Origin of the sequence: Mesorhizobium sp. (assembly GCF_017306585.1) — a bacterium.
GTDB lineage: Bacteria > Pseudomonadota > Alphaproteobacteria > Rhizobiales > Rhizobiaceae > Mesorhizobium.
Map to the genome: position 1 here is coordinate 85448 of NZ_JAFKIC010000108.1, position 19386 is coordinate 104833.

20 protein-coding genes are annotated in these 19386 nt (G+C 63.9%); 9 read left to right on the plus strand and 11 right to left on the minus strand.

Features of this window, described 5'->3' with window-relative positions:
* Positions 1–254 precede the first annotated feature (254 nt).
* Both J0I79_RS05225 and J0I79_RS05230 read left to right on the plus strand, forming a co-directional pair.
* Positions 255–944 (plus strand): SDR family NAD(P)-dependent oxidoreductase, encoded by a 690-nt coding sequence (locus J0I79_RS05225; RefSeq protein WP_292855546.1) that lies wholly within the window; start codon positions 255–257, stop codon positions 942–944.
* 395 nt (positions 945–1339) lie between these two features.
* A complete protein-coding gene (locus tag J0I79_RS05230; protein ID WP_292855547.1) occupies positions 1340–1588 on the plus strand; it encodes a hypothetical protein in 249 nt (82 codons plus the stop codon).
* Positions 1589–1665: 77 nt separating this feature from the next.
* Here J0I79_RS05230 and J0I79_RS05235 read toward each other — a convergent pair whose 3' ends face one another.
* The 3 genes from J0I79_RS05235 to J0I79_RS05245 form a co-directional block, all read right to left on the minus strand.
* Complete coding sequence (locus J0I79_RS05235) at positions 1666–2784, minus strand: P1 family peptidase (protein ID WP_292855548.1); 1119 nt, start codon at positions 2782–2784, stop codon at positions 1666–1668.
* 2 nt (positions 2785–2786) lie between these two features.
* Positions 2787–4397 carry an exodeoxyribonuclease VII large subunit gene (gene xseA, locus J0I79_RS05240; protein ID WP_292855549.1) on the minus strand — a complete coding sequence of 537 codons (1611 nt, stop codon included), beginning with the start codon at positions 4395–4397 and terminating at the stop codon, positions 2787–2789.
* A gap of 67 nt (positions 4398–4464) precedes the next feature.
* Positions 4465–5421: a LysR substrate-binding domain-containing protein gene (locus J0I79_RS05245; protein ID WP_292855550.1), complete on the minus strand. Its 957-nt coding sequence runs from the start codon at positions 5419–5421 to the stop codon at positions 4465–4467.
* Between the two features lie 179 nt (positions 5422–5600).
* On the opposite strand from J0I79_RS05245, the gene J0I79_RS05250 reads away from it, so the two are divergent.
* Positions 5601–5891 carry a DUF1127 domain-containing protein gene (locus J0I79_RS05250; protein ID WP_292855551.1) on the plus strand — a complete coding sequence of 97 codons (291 nt, stop codon included), beginning with the start codon at positions 5601–5603 and terminating at the stop codon, positions 5889–5891.
* Positions 5892–6036: 145 nt separating this feature from the next.
* On the opposite strand, the gene J0I79_RS05255 is transcribed toward J0I79_RS05250, so the two are convergent.
* The 5 genes from J0I79_RS05255 to J0I79_RS05275 form a co-directional block, all read right to left on the minus strand.
* The gene (locus J0I79_RS05255) at positions 6037–6315 is read right to left on the minus strand and encodes a hypothetical protein (RefSeq protein ID WP_292855552.1); all 279 of its coding nucleotides are present in this window, start codon (positions 6313–6315) and stop codon (positions 6037–6039) included.
* A gap of 8 nt (positions 6316–6323) precedes the next feature.
* Positions 6324–7337, minus strand: coding sequence for a DUF937 domain-containing protein (locus J0I79_RS05260; protein ID WP_292855553.1), 1014 nt, complete (start codon positions 7335–7337; stop codon positions 6324–6326).
* A 102-nt stretch (positions 7338–7439) separates the two neighbouring features.
* Positions 7440–8813: a glutamate--cysteine ligase gene (locus tag J0I79_RS05265; RefSeq protein ID WP_292855554.1), complete on the minus strand. Its 1374-nt coding sequence runs from the start codon at positions 8811–8813 to the stop codon at positions 7440–7442.
* Positions 8814–9069: 256 nt separating this feature from the next.
* Positions 9070–9804 (minus strand): 16S rRNA (uracil(1498)-N(3))-methyltransferase, encoded by a 735-nt coding sequence (locus J0I79_RS05270; protein WP_292855566.1) that lies wholly within the window; start codon positions 9802–9804, stop codon positions 9070–9072.
* A 31-nt stretch (positions 9805–9835) separates the two neighbouring features.
* The gene (locus tag J0I79_RS05275; RefSeq protein ID WP_292855555.1) at positions 9836–10483 is read right to left on the minus strand and encodes a hypothetical protein; all 648 of its coding nucleotides are present in this window, start codon (positions 10481–10483) and stop codon (positions 9836–9838) included.
* 88 nt (positions 10484–10571) lie between these two features.
* Here J0I79_RS05275 and J0I79_RS05280 point away from each other — a divergent pair, with 88 nt between their 5' ends.
* Positions 10572–11270, plus strand: a complete 699-nt coding sequence (locus tag J0I79_RS05280; protein ID WP_292855556.1) for a type 1 glutamine amidotransferase — start codon at positions 10572–10574, stop codon at positions 11268–11270.
* 291 nt (positions 11271–11561) lie between these two features.
* Entirely contained in the window at positions 11562–11693 is a 132-nt protein-coding gene (locus tag J0I79_RS05285; protein WP_013893872.1) for a hypothetical protein, read from the plus strand.
* Positions 11694–11725: 32 nt separating this feature from the next.
* Here the strand turns inward: J0I79_RS05285 and J0I79_RS05290 are convergent, their stop codons facing one another.
* From J0I79_RS05290 to J0I79_RS05300, 3 genes are read right to left on the minus strand one after another with little or no spacing between them, the layout of a single operon-like run.
* Positions 11726–12487, minus strand: coding sequence for a metallophosphoesterase (locus tag J0I79_RS05290; protein WP_292855557.1), 762 nt, complete (start codon positions 12485–12487; stop codon positions 11726–11728).
* 33 nt (positions 12488–12520) lie between these two features.
* Positions 12521–13657: an alpha-hydroxy acid oxidase gene (locus J0I79_RS05295; protein WP_292855558.1), complete on the minus strand. Its 1137-nt coding sequence runs from the start codon at positions 13655–13657 to the stop codon at positions 12521–12523.
* 25 nt (positions 13658–13682) lie between these two features.
* Entirely contained in the window at positions 13683–14486 is an 804-nt protein-coding gene (locus J0I79_RS05300; RefSeq protein ID WP_292855559.1) for an FCD domain-containing protein, read from the minus strand.
* A 207-nt stretch (positions 14487–14693) separates the two neighbouring features.
* Between J0I79_RS05300 and J0I79_RS05305 the strand changes: the two genes are divergently transcribed.
* The 4 genes from J0I79_RS05305 to J0I79_RS05320 form a co-directional block, all read left to right on the plus strand.
* Complete coding sequence (locus J0I79_RS05305; protein WP_292855560.1) at positions 14694–16016, plus strand: DUF3422 family protein; 1323 nt, start codon at positions 14694–14696, stop codon at positions 16014–16016.
* A 125-nt stretch (positions 16017–16141) separates the two neighbouring features.
* Positions 16142–17638, plus strand: a complete 1497-nt coding sequence (locus J0I79_RS05310) for an FAD-linked oxidase C-terminal domain-containing protein (RefSeq protein WP_292855561.1) — start codon at positions 16142–16144, stop codon at positions 17636–17638.
* Between the two features lie 50 nt (positions 17639–17688).
* Positions 17689–18153 carry a DUF559 domain-containing protein gene (locus J0I79_RS05315; protein WP_292855562.1) on the plus strand — a complete coding sequence of 155 codons (465 nt, stop codon included), beginning with the start codon at positions 17689–17691 and terminating at the stop codon, positions 18151–18153.
* Between the two features lie 190 nt (positions 18154–18343).
* On the plus strand, positions 18344–19386 hold a 1043-nt coding region (locus J0I79_RS05320), incomplete at its 3' end, for an FAD-binding protein (protein ID WP_292855563.1).

Genomic DNA, 19386 nt, shown 5'->3' on the forward strand with positions numbered 1-19386 from the left:
ACCCCGATCTTTAGAATGTCATTCGTCGTATTCAGACAGAAATCGGTTCAAAAGAGAAAAACCCGTTCGGTGTTCTCCTCCCATTTCGCTGAACGGTGTTCCCCTCTGAAGGTTATGACCTTCTTTTGGCCGGGCCGTTTTCGCGCCCGGCCATTTTTCTTTTCGCCCAGTGCGTTGTCCGCACCTTGCCGATCCGGCAAGCTTCGACACATGCTCAGCCATGGCCCACAGCCAACGGAGAGAAGGAAAATCCCATGACATCCAATGTCGCCGTCATTGCCGGCGCCGGTTCCGGCCTGAGCGCCTCGCTGGCGCGCCTTCTCGCCAGCGAGGGCTTCCAGGTTATCCTGGCTGCCCGCAACATCGAAAAACTGGGCGATCTGCAGGCCGAGACCGGCGCTCGGGCCGTGACGACGGATGTTTCCGACCCCGCTTCGGTCGAGCGTCTGTTCGAGGCTGCCGACAAGGCCGGCCCGCTTTCGCTGGTGGTTTTCAACGCCAGCGGCCGCGCCCGCGGTCCGATCGCCGAGCTCGATCCGGAGGCGGTGCGGCAGGCGCTGCTGGTCGGCGCCTATGGCGGTTTCCTGGTCGGCCAGCAGGCAACCCATCGGCTTCTCGCCCAGGGTTCGGGGTCGATCTTCTTCACCGGCGCGACGGCAAGCGTGAAGGGGTTCGCGGGCTCCGCCGGTTTCGCCATGCCCAAGTTCGGCTTGCGCGGGCTGGCCCAGTCCATGGCTCGGGAACTGGCGCCGAAAAACATCCACGTTGCGCATTTCATCATTGATGGAGCGATTGCCTCGGCCGCGTCCGGACAGCCGTCCGAGCCGCCGGATCGCCGCCTGTCGCCGGATGCGATCGCGCAGGCCTATCTCGATATCCATCGCCAGCATCGCAGCGCCTGGACATGGGAACTGGAGCTCAGGCCCTGGGTCGAGAACTTCTGATTTTGGCGGCTTTCACACAGCCCTGTGGGCGCGACAGCGAGGAGAGTCGACATTGCATGAGGATATCACTATATAGCGGCGGCCTCGATGGCGGATGTCCGCGAACGGTGACGTCGTCAGGCAGCTGTCGTAACAGCCAGTGAGATGCAAACGGACTGAAAGCCGTAAGAAGCAATTAGAAGCAGCCTCTCTCCGCGGGATAGGATTCCCGCAACGGTATCAGTCTCTTAGAATCAGAAAATGTTCTCTCATCCTCGATTTCCTTCGGCTCTGTGGACCTTGGACGGCGTCGGCTTGCGAGCCGGTGACGACTCGGCTGGAATGGGAACATGCATCCTTCGCGGGATGTCGACGTTTATGATTACCAACCGGCTTTGCCGCCAGGGAACAAAAGTATGAGTGAACATGCGATCGAGTTCTTGCGCGGATGGATTGGCGAGAAGGTTCACTGCCAGTCGCACGCCAGGATCGAAAAGCAGGCCGAGACACTGGCCCGCGAATGCGCCGCCAAGGCGGCCGAGGTCGGCATTCCGCTGGAAGACATCCAGGAAGAGGTCGGCGACATCCAGGAACTGATCGCTTCCCGGCTAGAGGAAGCAGCCGAGGCCGATGAACAGCAGGCATCAGGCGGCGCGACGAAATAGCGGCCGGCCAACCCATCTGATACGAAAAAGCGGGCTGTTCGGCCCGCTTTTTCGTTACTGCCTGCGACCGGCCTTGTTCAGCCGAATTTTTCTCTCAACCACGCCTTCGGCAATGCCGGCACGAAATTGCCGTCGCGCCCGGTCATGTCGTCATTGGCGACCAGGGCATTGAGGATCGATTCCTCGACGGTCTGGATCACGGCGTCGAAAAACGGATCGATGTCGCTGTCTGGGATGAAATCGGCATTGGCCATGCGGCCTGGCTGGGCCAGCGCGGCGGCGGGATTGGCGGTCGAGAAGGCGAGGAAGATATCGCCCGAGCTATGGTAACCGAAGCCGCCGGTCATGGCGACGCCGAGTGGCACGCGGCGCGCGAGCCGCTTCATCTGGTGCGGCAGGAACGGCGCGTCGGTGGCGATGACGGCGATGATCGAGCCCTTTTCCGCGCGCGACGTGGCTTCGCGGATTGCCGGTTCGGTGAGTTCGGATTCGGCGCGCAGGCCACGGATGGTGAAATTGTGCCGCTTGCCGAAATTCGACTGCACGAAGGCGCCGACCGTGTAGGTGCGCCCTTGCCATGCGACGACCCTTGACGCGGTGCCGGAGCCGGCCTTGAAGCCGAAGGTGATCATGCCGGTGCCGCCGCCGACGCTGCCTTCCTCGAGCGCACCGCCGGCGGCGGCATCGAGAGCGTCCGCGACGTGCCCAAACGTCAGATGATGGCCGTTGATGTCATTGAGAAACCCGTCATAGGTCTCCGCCGCCACGGGCAGGCCCCAGGCGCTGTCGACGGCTTCCGGCAGCACCTTGCTCATCCAGCGCAGCGTGCCGTCACGCGATACACCGCAGGAGTGGGTGTTGGTGATGGTGATCGGGAAATTGAAGGCGCCGGTTTCCTCGATGATATGGGTGCCGGTCAACTCGCCATTGCCGTTCTGGCTGAAAACCCCGGCAAAGACCGGCGTCGCAAGGTCGGTGAGCGGCCTGGGCAGGATCGCGGTGACGCCGGTGCGCACAGGCCCCTTGCCGACGACAAGGGCACCATCGCCCGAGATCAACGTCTTATAGCCGACTGCGACGCCGCCCACGTCGGTGATCGCGTTGAACGGGCCCGGCGTGCCGTCGAAGCCGATGCCGAAGCTTCGGGCGCGGGGCTTGCCCGATGGTGTCGCCAGATGGTGCGGATTGTCGGTCATGATCAGAACAGCGATCCCTGATTGCCTGGTTCCCTTGTCTTGGTAACTGGGGTCTTGGCGACTGGGGTCTTGGCTGCTGGCGCCTTGGCAGCGGGCCTGATGGCCGGCCTAGGCTCTCCCGCGCCGCTCGTTGCCACCGCATCCACCGTCCCGTCGGCGAACTCCAGCGTAAGCGCCATCCCCGATGCCACGTCGGCCGCCTGCTTGATGACCGCCCCGTCGGCATCCTTCACCAGGGCGAAACCGCGCGCCAGAACGGCCTTGTGCGAAAGCGTGGTCAGCAGGCGTTCGGCCTGGCTCAACTGGCCGCGCAGGCGTTCGAGCCGCAGCGAGATCACCCTGTCTTGCCGCCTTGCCAATGTGGCCAGCGTGTCGGCCTGCAGTTTCTGCCGGCGGGAGATCGGCGCCGGCGACAGCCGCGTCGCCGTGCGCGAAAAGCGCGCCCGCCGTTCGCGCACGATGGCGAAGAACGCTGCCTGCGCGCGTGCGAGGTCGCGTCCGGTCAAGGTGCGGGCCTCGTTCATGCGCCGCGACAGCGTGGCCGGCGTCAGCCTTTGTCCCTGGAGGCGCGCCCGCTTGCGATCGACACTGACCGAGAGCGCCCGGCCGAGCCTGGATGTCGCCTCGTCGAGACGCCGGCGCGGCAGCGCCAGCAACTGATCGGGCGAGGGCAATGCGCGCGCCGCCGCACGGGCCGCCTGCCGCTTGCGTTCGAAGTTGCGCAGCACCGCGGCCTTGAGCCGTGCGCCGAGGCTGGCCAGCGTCGCCTCCAAGTCTGCCTTAACCGGCACGGCGAATTCGGCCGCCCCCGTCGGTGTCGGCGCCCGCACATCGGCGACGAGGTCGATCAGCGTCCAGTCGGTCTCGTGGCCGACGGCCGAGATTACCGGGATGCCGGAGGCGGCGACGGCGCGGGCCAGCGCCTCGTCGTTGAAACCCCAGAGATCCTCGAGACTGCCGCCGCCGCGCGCCACGATCAGCAGGTCCGGGCGCGCGATGGGGCCGTCCCAGGTCAGCGCGTTGAACCCGCTGACGGCATTGGTCACTTCCGCCCCCGCCGTCTCGCCCTGCACGCGCACCGGCCAGACCAGGACGTGCAGCGGGAAGCGGTCCTTGATGCGATGGATGATGTCGCGGATGACTGACCCGGTCGGTGAGGTGACCACCCCGATGACGCGCGGCATGAACGGCAGCCGGCGTTTGCGGCCCGCATCGAAAAGCCCTTCCGCCTGCAGCCGGCGCTTGCGCTCCTCCAGCAACGCCATCAGCGCGCCAGCGCCGGCCGGCTCCAGATTGTCGATGACGATCTGGTAATTGGACTTGCCGGGATAGGTGGTGAGCTTGCCGGTGGCGATAACCTCCATCCCTTCCTCGGGACGGAACTTCAGCCGGCTCATCGTGCCTTTCCACACCACGGCGTCGAGCCGCGCGCGGTCGTCCTTCAGCGCGAAATAGGCGTGGCCGGACGAATGCGGGCCGCGATAGCCCGATATTTCGCCGCGCACCCGCACATTGCCGAAGACGTCCTCGACCGTGCGCTTCAGCGCGCCTGAGATCTCGCTCACCGTGTATTCGGTGGCGTTGGTGCGTGATTCGGATGCTGCTTCGCTCATCGGTCGATTGGGGGCCGGTTGGCGCCTCGCGTCAAGGCGCTCTGTCGGGTCTGCCCCCCGATCTGTCCTACCAGCCAGGCAGGATCTGGTTCGGCCTCGTCCGTTTCATCTTGGCAAAGGCGAGTGCGGCGAAGTCGAATGTTCCCGTCTCCTCGCCGAGCGGCACCGAGATGTTGTCGAGGCTTTCCGAGATATGGCGGGCCAGCGCGTCGACGATCTCGGGCCGCGAGGTCTGGCCGCGCATGATGCCGATGCGGCAGTCGGGCAGCGTTCCAAAACCGTCGGCTTCGCCCAGCACCCGCATGCCGGGCCTCAGCGCGCATTCTGGCAGCACCGAGATCGCCAGGCCGGACAGCACGGCCGCGGTAATGACGGTCGCCGAGAAACTGGTGAACAGGATGCGGTAGTCGCGGTTCTGCTGGTCCAGCACGTCGACGGCGGCGCGCCGCCAGATGCAGTTCGGCCGGCCGAAGGCCATGGGCAGGATTTCCTGCTCATGCGTCGCGTGGTTGGCTGAGGAGACCCAAAGCAGCGGCTCACGCCGCACCACTTCCGACTGGCCACGCACATCATTGTGCGTCACCAGCGCCAGGTCGAGATTGCCGCGTTTGATGTGCTCGACCAGTCCGGGCGTCGGCTCGCAGATGACGGTCAGTTCGACGCGCGGATTGGAGCGCGTGAAGCGGGCCATGATCTCGGGCAGGAACCGGTCGGCGTAATCATCCGGCGTGCCGATGCGGATGGTGCCTTCGAGCCGCTGGTCGTCGAAGGCCGCCAGCGTCTCGCGGTTGAGATAGAGCAGCCGCCTTGCGTAGGAAAGCAGCTTGTCGCCTTCCTCGGTCAGCTTGTTGCTGCGCCCGTCTTTCTCGAACAGCGGCTTGCCGATCCGCTCCTCCAGCCGGCGCATCTGCATCGACACCGCCGACTGGGTGCGGTGCACTTCTTCCGCCGCGCGGGTGAAGCTGCCGGTGTCGGCGATCGAGATGAAGGTCTGCAACTGATCGAGATCGAGCGGCGCTTTCATCGGAATGATCCATCATTGATGTTGATGCTAAAGATTAGAAACATTCGTTGGATTAATCAATCGGCCGATGGCAGATTGGCAGCATCCACATGAAGGCATGTGAATCGGAACCGGAACGGCGCTTCTCCCAGGCGCCGATTGCCTGGTTGCGTCCGCTCTGCTCCGAAGGAGAGATTGCCATGACCACGATCGAATTCGCCTCCGAGACCTCGCGCATCACCTCGCGTCCGGCCGTCGCGACGCGCGTGGCCAACACCGCCGTCAATTTCTACCGCGCCTGGAAAAATCGCCGCGCCTTCTATCGCCTGGGCGAAATGTCGGATGCCGAACTGGCCGATATCGGCCTGACGCGTGCCGACCTGCATGTCGCCATCGATGTGCCCTTCGGCCGCGATCCGACGGCGATGCTGCGTGAGATCGCCAGCGATCGCGTCGAAACGATCGAGGATTTTGCCCGCAAGGTAGCCTGATCGTCTGGATTTTGGGTGCCGTTGAACCTTTTCAGGATTCAGCGCGACCAAGGTTCATGCAGGCTCCCCACTCCCTGCCGGTTCCCCGCCGGCCAGCCTGCACATTGCCCGGTCCCTCTCCAGGACCGGGCTTTTCTTTTTTGACTTAGAACTGATCGATTAACTCTGCCAGCCATTTATCGGCGAAAATGACAATCCCGAAAGCCAACGAGCATACGGCAAATATTCCATAGCCGGCGCGATTGCTCTCGTCTAAGCGCTTCCATTGTGACGGAAGCGGTTTGCCATATTTCAAGGCGTCGCGAATGTCCCTGTAGCCTGGAGCATCGCGTGGATTAAGGAAGTCATATCGAAAAACTGAGTAGACAGCTCCGAGCAATGATGCACCCATCAAGCCGTTGACGACTATTTCACCTAAAGTCATTGCTGGAACTACCGCCGGTCCATATCCCGCTTGAACTGGTCGAAGATGGTTTCGACGCCCTTCTGGTACTCGTCGCGTTGTTGCGCGCCGGTTTCGAACATCCTGCCGAACAGGTCGTCGAACGGGTTACGGGGCCTCCCGCTCGGATTGGTTTGCGGCTGCGGCGCCTGGCGTTGTTGTGATGGCTGTGGCGCCGGCTGGCCGCCGGGCAGGCCGAAGCCGCCGCCCTGGCGCAGCATGTCCTCGAAGATCTTTCCCAGCGGATTGTCGCCATAGGGGCTCTGTGTCTGCTGCGGTTGCGGCTGTGCACGGCCTTGCGGCTGCTGTTGCGCGCCACCGCCGAACATATCCTGCAGCACCTTGCCGAGCGGATTGTCGCCATAGGGATTGGGAGCCTGCTGCGGCTGGCTTTGCGGCTGCGACGTTCCACCCCCGAACATGTCCTGCAGGACCTTGCCCAGTGGATTGTCCATCGGGTTCTGCTGAGGCGGCGCCTGGCGCTGTTGCGGCGCCTGCATGCCTCCGCCTTGGCGCATCATCTGTTCGATGATTTCGCCCAGCGGATTGTTGCCGCCGCCGAAGCCGCCCGCGGCCTGCATCTGGTTGTTTGTCTGCTGGAACAGCCCGCCCATCATCATCGAGGCCATGGCCGGCAACATCTGCTGCAGGATTTGCTGGTTCAAGCCCGTCGCCTGCGCGGCTTGCGCGGCCACGGCGCGCGACAGGTCTTTCGAGCCGAACAGATGGCCCAGAATGCCATTGCCCTCATCGATGCCTTGCGGCGAAAAGGCCCGGGTCGCGTCGTCGAAGTATTTGGCGTGCTGGCCGCTCGCCATCGCCGTCATGAAAGCGCCGAGCCCGTAGGGATCGGCGGTGTTGCGCTGCAGTCCCTGCGAGAAGGCGGGTAGAAGCGCCTGGACCGCTGCCTGCGTCTGCTGCATCGAAAGCCCGTATTGTTGGGCAAGCGCCTGCATGCCATTGCCGTTCTGGGCCTGCGCCAGCATGTCGAACAGGGTGGGCATCGGCTTCTCCTCCGGAAGTATCCTCTTCGGAGAAACCTAGTTCCTTTCAATCGCCGATTGAAGCGGCTTTCTCATGCGAGCGGCCGCGACGATCTGGGTCGCTCAATAGGCGTATTCCATGAACACCGGCTCGATCGAACCGCCCCAGCGCGTATGGTAGGCCGAAAGCATCTCCTCGGCGCTGGTCGTGCCGCGCGCCACGACTTCGTCCAAAGTGTTGAGGAAGGAGGTCTCGTCATAGCCGTCGCGGTTCTTCCTGCCGCGGTTCTTCAGCCCTGTGCGCGAGATGGCCAGGACGTCGCGCGCGATCTCGCGCAGCGTGGTGTTGCGGAAGGGGGCGGAAATGCCGAGCTCAGGCACGGCATTGCGCATGGCCAGCACTTCCCCATAGGTCCAGCTCGAGGTCAGCGCCTCGGCCGCGTCGAGTGCCGCCTCGTCATAGAGCAGGCCGACCCAGAAGGCCGGCAGCGCGCAGATGCGCCGCCAGGGGCCCCCATCGGCGCCGCGCATTTCGAGGAAACGCTTCAGCCGCACATCGGGGAACAGCGTCGAAAGATGGTTCGCCCAGTCGCCCATCGTCGGCAGCCCGTCGGGCACTTCGTTGCGGGCGGCACCGGCCATGAACTGGCGGAAGGTGTGGTGCGTCATGTCGTGATACTGGCCGTCGCGAATGACGAAATACATCGGCACGTCGAGCGCCCATTCGACATAGTCGGCAAAACCGAAATCGGGCGAGAAGCAGAACTCCAGCAGGCCCGAGCGCTGGTTGTCGGTGTCGCGCCAGATGTCGCCGCGCCAGCTTTGCAGGCCGTTCGGCCGGGCCTCGGTGAAGGGCGAATTGGCAAACAGCGCCGTCGACAGCGGCTGCAGCTTCAGCGACACCTGCATCTTGCGGCGCATGTCCGCCTCGCTCTCGAAGTCGAGATTAACCTGGATCGTGCAGGTGCGGTACATCATGTCGAGGCCCTTGGTGCCGACCTTGGGCATGTAGCGCGTCATGATCTCGTAGCGCGACTTCGGCATTTTCGGCGTCTCGGCCAAAGACCATTTCGGGCTGCCGCCGAGACCGAGGAAGCGGATTCCCAAAGGTTCGGCGATCTCGCGCACCTGCGCCAGATGCGCGTTGCCCTCGCGGCAGGTCTGGTGGATCGTCTCCAGCGGAGCGCCGGAAAGTTCGAACTGACCGCCGGGTTCCAGCGAGATCGCGCCCTGGCCGGTCGGCTCGACCAGACCGATGATGCGGCCGTCATCGACGATCGGATCCCAGCCGAGCTTGTGCTGCATGCCTTCGAGGATGGCGCGGATGCCGCGTTCGCCGCCATAGGGCACCGGCTCGTTGCCATCGACATAAAAGGGGAACTTCTCGTGCTCGGTGCCGATGCGCCACTTGTCGCGTGGCTTGTTGCCCTCGGCCAGGTGCGCGACGAGTTCGTCGAAGTCTTCGATCGGCCGGAAATCGGTTGTATCGCGCGCCATGCCTGTGCCCTCCGCACATGACCCCGAAAATCGATCTTCGATTTTCGGAAGGGATCATGGGCCAAATAAAAATGCTACAGCGTCCTTTGCGCCTCCGAAAGGACGCGCGGCGCTGTAGGACGGTCGAGCGACCGCCGGGCGGTAAATGGACGAAATGTCAGCAGCCGATCAAGCGAAAAATCCTGAGCCACAGGTCAAGAGGAATTGAAGATGACGACCGCTCTTCCTTCTCCCGCAAGGGGAGAAGGGAAGACCTCTACCAGTCTCCAATGGTAGCCTGCATCACGGCAAGCGCGGCCACCGCCGCCGTGTCGGCGCGCAGGATGCGCGGTCCGAGCGGAATGGCGGTAACGAAGGGGAGCGCGCGCAGCGTCTTGCGCTCGTCATCGGAAAAGCCGCCTTCCGGCCCGACCAGCAGTGCGAGCTTCTTCTCCTTCACCGCTTGCAAGGCCGGCAACGGATTGTTGGTCGAGGCATCCTCGTCGCAGAAGACCAGCCGGCGCTCCTTGTCCCAGCCGGTCAGCATGCGCTCGAATTTTTCCGCTTCACGGACTTCCGGCACGGCCAGTATGCCGCATTGTTCCGCGGCCTCGACGACATTGGCGCGCAGCTTGTCGATCGAGGGTTTCGGCACTTGCGTGTGCTGGGTGACGACCGGCTGCAAGACGCCGGCGCCCATTTCGACCGCCTTCTGCACGAGATAATCGAGCCTTCCCTGCTTCAGCGGCGCGAAACAATAGATGAGGTCGGGCAGGGGCGGCTGCGGCCTTTGCCGAACCAACACTTTCAGCCGAACCGAGCGCTTCGATTTCGCCGCTATGGCCGCCGACCACTCGCCGTCACGGCCGTTGAAGACAAGGATCTCGGCGCCTTCATCGAGCCGCAGCACATGCATGAGATAATGGCTCTGCTGCTGGCCGGGTTCGAATTCGATGTCGAGCCCCAGATCATCGGGGACGAACAGGCGTTGCATCTTGTAATTTGCGCGCATCGCCGAGGAATGGTCGAGGCGGTCGTTGCCGTCAAGTCTTCGCTGATGGATGCCACACGGGCTGAAAACCATGGCGCAGGACGCCAAGCGTCGTTTGCGGCGTCAGCACGACAAGCGGCTTGTCCTCGAATTGATCAAGCCTAAAAGGCGGACCATATCCGGCAAAGGACCATGCCGACGCCTTGCCACCGCGCAAGGCATAAGCGTTGCCGCCATCGGCAACCATAGCGCCATCCGGCAGGAGGCTAAGCTCATCCTTTGTCACCCCTTGCGGTTTGTCGCCCGACGCCAGCCGCTCCCTGTGCAGCCGCTTGTCCACCTGCGGCGCGCGCGGTTCTGCGATGCCGAACGCTTGGCCGAAGCGGCCGACAAATTCCTTGGCTCGCTCCCGCTGGCAGAAGAAGCAGGGCCGGTGCCCGGCGGCCAATGCCGTCACCTCGTCGAGGAAAAACAGTTCGGTCCAGCCGGCTTTCCCGCCCGGCCGGTTGCGGCCCATCGGCTCGCGCCGGACATTGCGGAACTGGCAGACGCAGATGATCCAGGCCTGAAGCGCCCAGCGCTTTTTTAACAGCGTCTTGGTCGCGGGATCGTGGATGATGCCGCGATTGCCGGTGAACAGACCGCGCTCGGGCACCGCGTGGATGGCGCCGAACGGATCGACCCGGTTCTGCAGTGGCATAGTTCTCTCCTGGGATACGCATCTTGGCTGGAATACAGGCGCCATGATATCGCTCCTGGCATCATTTTCATGTCAGCAGGGTTTTGCGATGCGGGTGCTGGTGGTCCAGAACTACGACAATACCGGCCTCGGCCAGGTCGGTGCCGCACTGGTGGAAGCCGGTGCCGATCTCGACGTGCGCTCTCCCTATAAGGGTGATCCGCTGCCGGCCGACGCCGCCGGCCACGATGCCATGGTGGTGCTCGGCGGCGGGCAGAATGCATTGGCCGATGAGGAATATCCCTATTTCCCGGCACTCCTCGAACTGACCCGCGATTTCGCCGGCAAGGATCGCTCCGTCCTCGGCATCTGTCTCGGCAGCCAGCTCGTTGCCCGCGCCTTCGGTGGCGAGAACCGCATCGGCGCCGCCAATGAGTTCGGTTGGCGCGGCGTGTCGCTGACACCGGATGCGAAGGCCGATCCGGTGCTGGCTGATCTGCCGGAGAAGTTCCCGATCTTCCAATGGCACGATGACACGTTCGAGCTGCCGGAAAATGCCGTGCGGCTCGCCGGCAACGATGTCGCCGCGAACCAGGCGTTTCGCGTCGGCCGCGCCGTCTACGGCTTCCAGTTCCATTTCGAGGCCGACCGCCCGATGGTGAAGGATTGGAGCTCTTCCTTCGCGCCGACCATCGCCGCGCGCCATCCCGACTGGGCCGGCAAGCTCGATGGCGAGATGGCCCGCAACGGGCCGGACGCCGATGCCGCCGGTCTGGCGATCGCCCGCGCCTGGGTGGCGACGATCTGAGCGACCTGTCCCCGGAGTTCCGCGTGGCATAATTGGCACGCAGCCGTGAAACCGGCTGGGGAAAACACCTTTCATGCTTGGCTTGTGTCCGCCCGCCATCCTAGAAGGCGCGCGCTCTGCATTGGCTGTGCAACCGGGATGAACCTTTTGTGTGACCCGTGCGACACACCGTCGATACAGAACACGCTTAGAAGCGCGAAATCGTCGAAACTTTGAGACGTATTTTTCGTTTCAACGCATTGGTAACCGTCCCATGCACAGATGCAGAAAGCTCAACAAGAGATGACTTCCGTGAAAGCAGCGCTTCTGTCCTTTGCCATGCTGTCCGCCATCGTGCTCTGCGGTCTGGGTATCTATGCCGCTGACGCAGCCAATAACCACAACGCCGTCGACGGCTACGGCGTCACCGCTTCCCTCCGCTGAGGCCGGCTTGCCCGCTTAGGGCGCGTCGAGGCTTACTTTATCGATATTTCCAGTATGCGTTTGTCCGCCCCGTCCACGACGAGGGCGGTAAGCATGCCGGACTGCCAGGCAAGCGTGTCGACATTGACGCGGTTGGCCATGACTTCCGCTTCCGCTACCGGAGTGTGGCCGTGCACCACGATCTTAGGGAAGAGGCCGGTGTGGTCGTGGAAAACGTCGCGGATCCAGATCAGGTCCTGCGGATTCTGCTTGTCAAATGGAATGCCTGGTCTGATGCCGGCATGGCAGAAGAAGAAGTCGCCTGATGTCACCGAGAACGGCAGCGAGCGCAGGAAATCGACATGGCTTTGCGGCATGGCTTCGAGCAGGGCGGCGTGCCCGCGTCTGAGCGTCTCAGGTTTGCCGAACCAGCTGGCGTCGGCGGTCAGGGAAATTCCGTAGGACTCGGCGGTCTGAACGCCGCCATACCGCATGAAAAGCCCTTCCGGGTCCGGCGTGCGCAGAAAGTCCAGAAAGCCGACATCATGGTTGCCGGCAATCATGAGATTGCGCGGGTCGCGTTCTCGCGCCTCGATCAGAAAGTCGATGACGCCCCTGGAGTCGGGGCCACGGTCCACATAGTCACCGAGATGGATTATCCGCCAGTCGGGGACCGGCTTCCACTGCAATTCGCTTTCGATCCGCTGGTGCATGGCGGCGAGCAGGTCGAGCCGGCCATGCACGTCGCCGATCGCATAGAGGCGAACGCCCTCCGGCCCGTGCGCGTCGAGGAAATGGATGCCGGGTTCCGCCAACGTCTCGGTATCTCCGTGGTCAAGTGTCAGGGGCTAGCGCCGGAGCTGGTCCTTGCCCATGTCGGTGACCAGACGCTTTCCGCATAGAGCCAGCGTGATGTCCATCTCCTTGCGGATGATTTCCAACGCTTTGGTAACCCCTTCCTTGCCGAGCGCGCCCAGGCCGTAAAGGAATGGCCGGCCGATATAGGTGCCCTTGGCGCCGAGGCAAAGCGCCTTCAGCACGTCCTGGCCGGAGCGGATGCCGCCATCCATATGCACTTCTATCTGATCGCCGACCGCATCGGCGATCTCTTCCAGCGCCATGATCGAGGACGATGCGCCATCGAGCTGGCGCCCGCCATGGTTGGAAACCACGATCGCGTCGGCGCCGGTCTTGGCCGCCATCAGCGCATCCTCCTTGTCGAGTATGCCTTTCAGGATCAGCTTGCCGCCCCAGCGTTCCTTGATCCAGGCCACATCCTTCCACGAAAGTTGCGGGTCGAACTGCTCCGTCGTCCAGGACGCCAGCGAAGAGACGTCGCCGACGCCCTTGGCATGGCCGACGATGTTGCGGAACGTACGGCGCTTGGTGCCGGCTATGCCAAGACACCAGCGCGGCTTCAAGGCCAGGTCCATGATGTTGGCCAGCGTCATCTTGGGTGGCGCCGACAGCCCGTTGCGGACGTCCTTGTGGCGCTGCCCAAGGATTTGCAGGTCGAGCGTCAGCACGAGCGCCGAACACTTGGCCGCTTTCGCCCGGTCGATCAGATTGAGCACGAAATCCTTGTCGCGCAGCACATAGAGCTGGAACCAGAACGGCTTCTTGGTCGCCGAGGCGACATCCTCGATGGAACAGATGCTCATCGTCGACAGCGTGAACGGCACGCCGAACTCCTCCGCCGCCTGTGCGGCCAGCATCTCGCCATCGGCATGCTGCATGCCGGTGAGGCCGGTTGGCGCCAGCGCCACCGGCATCGACACTTTCTGGCCGATCATGCTCGATTCCAGCGAGCGGTTGCTCATATCGACCAGCACACGCTGGCGGAACTTGATCTTCTGGAAGTCCTCCTCGTTGGCCCGGTAGGTGCTCTCGGTCCAGGCGCCTGAATCGGCATAGTCGAAGAACATCTTCGGCACGCGCCGCCGCGCGAGGTCCTTGAGGTCTGCGATGGTGAGAATGTCGCTCATGAGGGTTCCCCGCTGGATCAGTTGATTAGGAGCGTCGGCGTGCCGGTTCGGTTTCACCGGCTTCCGATCGTTGCCGCAGCCGCAGACGCGAGACGCGCTGCCAGTCGCCGCTGCGCTCGGCTTCCGCCATCGATCGCTCGACATAGGTGATGTGGTCCATGGCCGCCTGCCGTGCGCCGGCCGGATCGCCGGCCTTGACCGCGGCATGGATTGCCCGGTGCTGCGCCAGCAGCGCCTCGCGCGCGCCGGGCACGGTGAACACCAGCAACCGGTTCTGGAACACGCCTTCCGACAGCAGCCGGTAGCAGGAGCGCAGCGTGTGGAGCAGCAATATGTTGTGCGCGCATTCGCAGATCGCGTGGTGGAATTCGACATCGATCTCGGCCTCGTCGTCGAAATCGCCGGTGCGGTGCGCCTCGTCCATGCGCGCCATGATGCGGTCGAGCAGGGCCAGATCCTCCGGCGTCGCGCGGCGCGCGGCGTATTCGGCGGCGATACCTTCGACCTCGCGGCGATATTCCAGATAGTCGGTCACCGCCTTGCGATGCATCGAGATCAGGTCTGCCACCGGCTTGGTGAACAACTGGCCGATGATATCGGCGACATGGGTGCCCCCACCCGGCCGCGTACTCAGCAGCCCGCGCCCTTCGAGCGCCTTCAGCGCATCGCGCAGGATCGGCCGCGACACATCGAACTGGCGCGCCAGCTCACGTTCGCCCGGCAGCCGGTCGCCCGTGCGCAGCACGCCCTCGAGGATGAGGCTCTCGATCTGCTGCACCACCTCGTCGGCGGTGCGCGAATGCTCGATCCTTGAAAAAATATCGCTCAACGGACATGCCTGGAAGGTGAACCGGTGTCCCGTAGAATAAAGCCTGCGTCGTCAACTGGTCAAATTATTTATCCAATTCGTCGGGCCCAGCCGCTTCCCGAATTCCGGACACGGATAATTCCCGGCTAAAGTCGCCGTTTGCGTCGTCTTGTGTTTCGCCCTAGAGGGACGCGATTGCACGCGAGGTCGAGAACAGGGGGACCAGCCGTGTCGGACGAGACGTCCAATCTTGAATTCCAGCCGCGCACCCAGGGCAGCGTCATGGGCTTTCCGGCACATGAGGGACGTCCGGGCGCGCTTGGCGAGGTCCATGCTCGTCCGCATCCGCTGGTCGAGAAGCCGCGCGTGCTCGTCCAGCTCTCCTTCATGACCGAAGGAGGCTCCGCGGTCGACCATGCCGTCCTTTCGGAACTGTCGCGCCGCCTGGGCATCGCCGCTCCCGAGCGGCATGCCCGCCACCACGCCATGAAATGGGGCAAGGGCTCGTTGCGCTGGGAGCGGCATACCGAGTTTTCGACCTATCTGTGGGAAGGGCCGCTTTCCGAGAATGGCAGGGCCCAGGAGGACTCGCCCTTCGGCAACGGCTTTTCGCCACCCGGAACCGTCATCTCCGGCATCCGGCTTGAAATCCGCAAATGGACGCAGGCCAGCGAGCGTCTGATCGCTGCTTTCGACCCGACCAGCCTCTGCTATTCGCTGGTCGAGCGGGGCGCGGCGGCCATCATCACCGACTTCCGCCAGGACGGCGACGGCATGACCCGCATGCTGGTGCTCGATCGCGGCCTGACACCGGCCAGCACGGGCGCCCTGTCGCAGCGGCTGATCGACATCGAGACTTATCGCACGCTTGCCATGCTGGGGCTGCCGCTGGCGCTGACCTTGTCCGGCCGCGCCCGCCGCATCGAGGACAGGCTGGCCCAGACAACGCTGGAAATGAAGGTAGCCCAGACCCGCGACAGCCAGACCTTGCTTGCCGACCTGACCGAACTGGCGGCCGAGCTGGAGGCCGACGCTGCCTCCAGCCTCTACCGTTTCGGCGCCAGCCGTGCCTATGACGGCATCGTCACGGAACGGCTGGAAGCGCTGGAGGAGGAGGCCGTTCAGGGCTATGACACCTGGGCGGGGTTTCTGCTGCGGCGCATGGCGCCGGCCATGCGCACCTGCCGCTCGGTCGAGGAGCGCCAGGCCAATCTGTCGCGCAAGCTCACCCGCGCCACCACGCTGCTGCGTACCTGGGTCGATGTCGAGGTCGAGAAGCAGAATCGCGACCTGCTCGCTTCCATGAACAACCGCGCCCGGCTGCAGCTGCGCCTGCAGCAGACCGTCGAGGGGCTCTCGGTCGCCGCTGTCTCCTATTATGTTGTCGGGCTGATCGGCTACGTCGCCAAGGGTGTCTCGGTGTTCGGCCATGCTTTCGCGCCTGAGGTCGTCACCGCTGCCTCGGTGCCGGTCGCCATCCTGCTCGTCTGGTGGGGCGTGCGCCGGGTGCGCAAGATGCATTCCGAGCCGGCCAGGCACCCGGGCGAGTAGCGGCAGATTGCCGCTGCGGAAGCTTGTCCCAAGTTTGATCGCGTAGTCCGCCCCGCGTCGGCATTTGCAACGGACGCGCTTCACTGGTAAAAGATTTTGACCAGTCAAGCGAGAGGAGGCTGCCGATGTCCGGTCTTGCCATGCCGAAGCCAGACGACGCCACGATGCGCCGGCGCGACGAGATCGTCGCCGACATGCGCATCATTGTGCCGGGTGAGGGCGTGGTCGACGCGGCAAACGCCATGCGCGCCTTCGAGAGCGACGGCCTGACCGCTTATCGCCAACTGCCGCTGGTCGTGGTTCTGCCTGAAACCGTGGCCCAGGTTTCCCGCGTGCTGAAATATTGCAACGACCGCAACATCCGCGTCGTGCCGCGGGGGTCGGGCACCTCGCTGTCTGGCGGCGCGCTGCCGCTGGAAGATGCGGTGCTGCTGGTCATGAGCCGCTTCAACCGCATCCTCCAGGTCGATTACCCCAACCGCATTGTCGTCGCTCAGCCCGGCGTCACCAATCTCGGCATCACCGTCGCCGTCGAGCAGGAGGGCTTCTACTACGCTCCCGATCCATCCTCCCAGATCGCCTGCTCGATCGGCGGCAACGTCGCGGAGAACTCCGGCGGCGTGCACTGCCTGAAATACGGCCTGACCGCCAACAATGTGCTGGGCATCGAGATGGTGCTGATGAATGGTGAGGTGATGCGGCTCGGGGGAAACCACCTCGACGCAGAAGGCTACGACCTGCTCGGCGTCATGACCGGGTCCGAAGGCCTTCTCGGTGTCGTTACCGAAGTTACGGTGCGCATCCTGAAGAAGCCGGAGACAGCCCGCGCGCTTCTGATCGGCTTTCCGACCAGCGAGCAGGGCGGCCAGTGCGTGGCCGATATCATCGGCGCCGGCATCATTCCGGGCGGCATGGAAATGATGGACCGGCCGGCAATCCACGCGGCCGAGGATTTCGTCCATGCCGGCTATCCCCTGGATGTCGAGGCGCTGCTGATCGTCGAGCTCGATGGCCCCGGCGTCGAGGTCGACCATCTCATCACCGCGGTCGAGGCGATCGCCATCCGCAACGGCTCGACCACCTGCCGCATCTCGCAGTCCGAACAGGAGCGGCTGAGCTTCTGGGCCGGGCGCAAGGCGGCCTTCCCGGCGGTCGGCCGTATCTCGCCCGACTATTACTGCATGGACGGCACCATCCCGCGCAAGGAACTGCCGCGCGTGCTGGCCGGCATGCGCGAACTGTCGGAGAAATACGGCCTCGGCGTCGCCAATGTCTTCCACGCCGGCGACGGCAATCTGCATCCGCTCATCCTCTACGACGCCAACGTGCCGGGCGAACTCGACAAAGCCGAGAGTTTCGGTGCCGACATATTGCGGCTTTGCGTCAAGGTCGGCGGCGTCTTGACGGGCGAGCACGGCGTCGGTGTCGAAAAACGCGACCTGATGCCGGAGATGTTCAGCCAGGTCGATCTCGACCAGCAGATGCGCGTCAAATGCGCCTTCGATCCCAACCACCTGCTCAACCCCGGAAAAATGTTCCCGCAACTGCGCCGCTGCGCCGAACTCGGCCGCATGCATGTGCATCGCGGGCAGTTGGCGTTTCCGGATATTCCGAGGTTTTGATGAGGGCATCTCGAAGCTTAGGTTCCTCGCCCCCGCAAAGCGGGGGAGAGGTGGCTCGGGCGAAGCCCGAGACGGAGAGGGGGGCGGCCTATCAGCCAAGCCGGCGCTCGCCAGAAAAGATAGCCCGTGCGAGAAAGTTGCGCCACGGTGAGAATCAAGCGGAAGCAACTCTCTGGAATGAATTAAAGGCGAAAAAACTGGGCGGCTACAAATTCGTTCGCCAGATGCCCATTGGTCCGTATTTCGCGGATTTCGCCTGCCGAAGCCAAAGGCTGATCATAGAGCTGGACGGCAGCCAGCATGCGGACAGTTCATACGACAGGCGACGAGATGAATTCATGCGTGGCGAAGGCTTTTCGGTTTTGCGGTTCTGGAACTTCGATGTTCTGAAGAACACGAGGAGCGTTTGCGAAACGATCCTTGCGGTGTTTGAAGGGCGGCTCGCTGAAGATGTTGCCGCTGCGGACCTCAGGTTCGTTTTCGCGGCCAGGAAAATAGGAGACGGCACTCTATGAGGCCCCCTCTCCGTCTCGGGCTTCGCCCGAGCCACCTCTCCCCCATTTCATGGGGGCGAGGAACCGATAATCGCAGAGGTCGCAGCCTTCACAAGCATGGTTTCCTCGCCCCCACAATATGGGGGAGAGGTGGCCGCGTAGCGGACGGAGAGGGGGCAGCGCCGGCCTCTGTGGGGAAAGGCGCCAACCGATGACCACCTTCACCCCAACCACTTCAGCCGAAGTTCTCTCCACCGTCCAATGGGCGGCGGCTGAGGAATCCCCTGTCGAAATCCTCGGCCACGGCTCCAAGCGCGGCATTGGCCGTCCGCTTCAGACGGAGCACACGCTCGACCTGTCGAAACTCTCCGGCGTCACCCTCTACGAGCCGGCCGAACTTGTACTGTCGGCGAAGGCCGGCACGCCGCTGGCCGAAATCGAAAGACTGCTGGCGGACAACGGTCAGCAGTTCGCGTTCGAGCCGATGGACTACGGTCCACTGCTCGGCGGCGAACCGGGCAAAGGTACCATCGGCGGTGTGCTTGGCGCCAACCTCTCCGGTCCGCGCCGGCTGAAGGCGGGTGCCGCGCGCGATCACGTCCTGGGCATCAACGTCGTGTCCGGACGCGGCGAGGCCTTCAAGTCCGGCGGCCGCGTGGTCAAGAATGTCACCGGCTATGACCTGTCCAAGCTGATGGCCAACAGCTGGGGCACGCTGGCCGTGTTCACCGACGTCACCTTCAAGGTGCTGCCTTCGGCCGAGACCGAGGTGACGCTTGCGGTCCGCGGCCTGCTCGACGATGCCGCGGCGAGCGCCATGGCCCTGGCGCTCGGCTCCAGCGCCGAAGTCTCCAGCGCTGCCCATCTGCCGGAGCGCGTCGCGGCGCGCGTGGCCGACGGTGCGCTCGGCAGCGATGCCGCCACGCTGCTGCGCGTCGAGGGCTTTGGTCCCTCCGTCGCCTATCGTGTCGGCGCGCTGAAGGGGCTGCTTGGCGGCGCCGGCGCTCTGGAAGAAATTTCGGGCGAGACCTCGCAGCGTGTCTGGCGAGATGTGCGCGATTGTAGGCCTTTCGCCGACGGCAGTGAGAAGCCGGTCTGGCGCGTGTCGATGGCGCCTTCGCAGGCGCATCAGATGGTGCTGACGCTGCGCATGCAGGCCGCCGTCAGCGCCTTCTATGACTGGCAGGGCGGGCTGGTGTGGCTGCGCATGGAGGAGGGCGATCCGGAGGCGGCCTTGCTGCGCGGGCTGTTGCG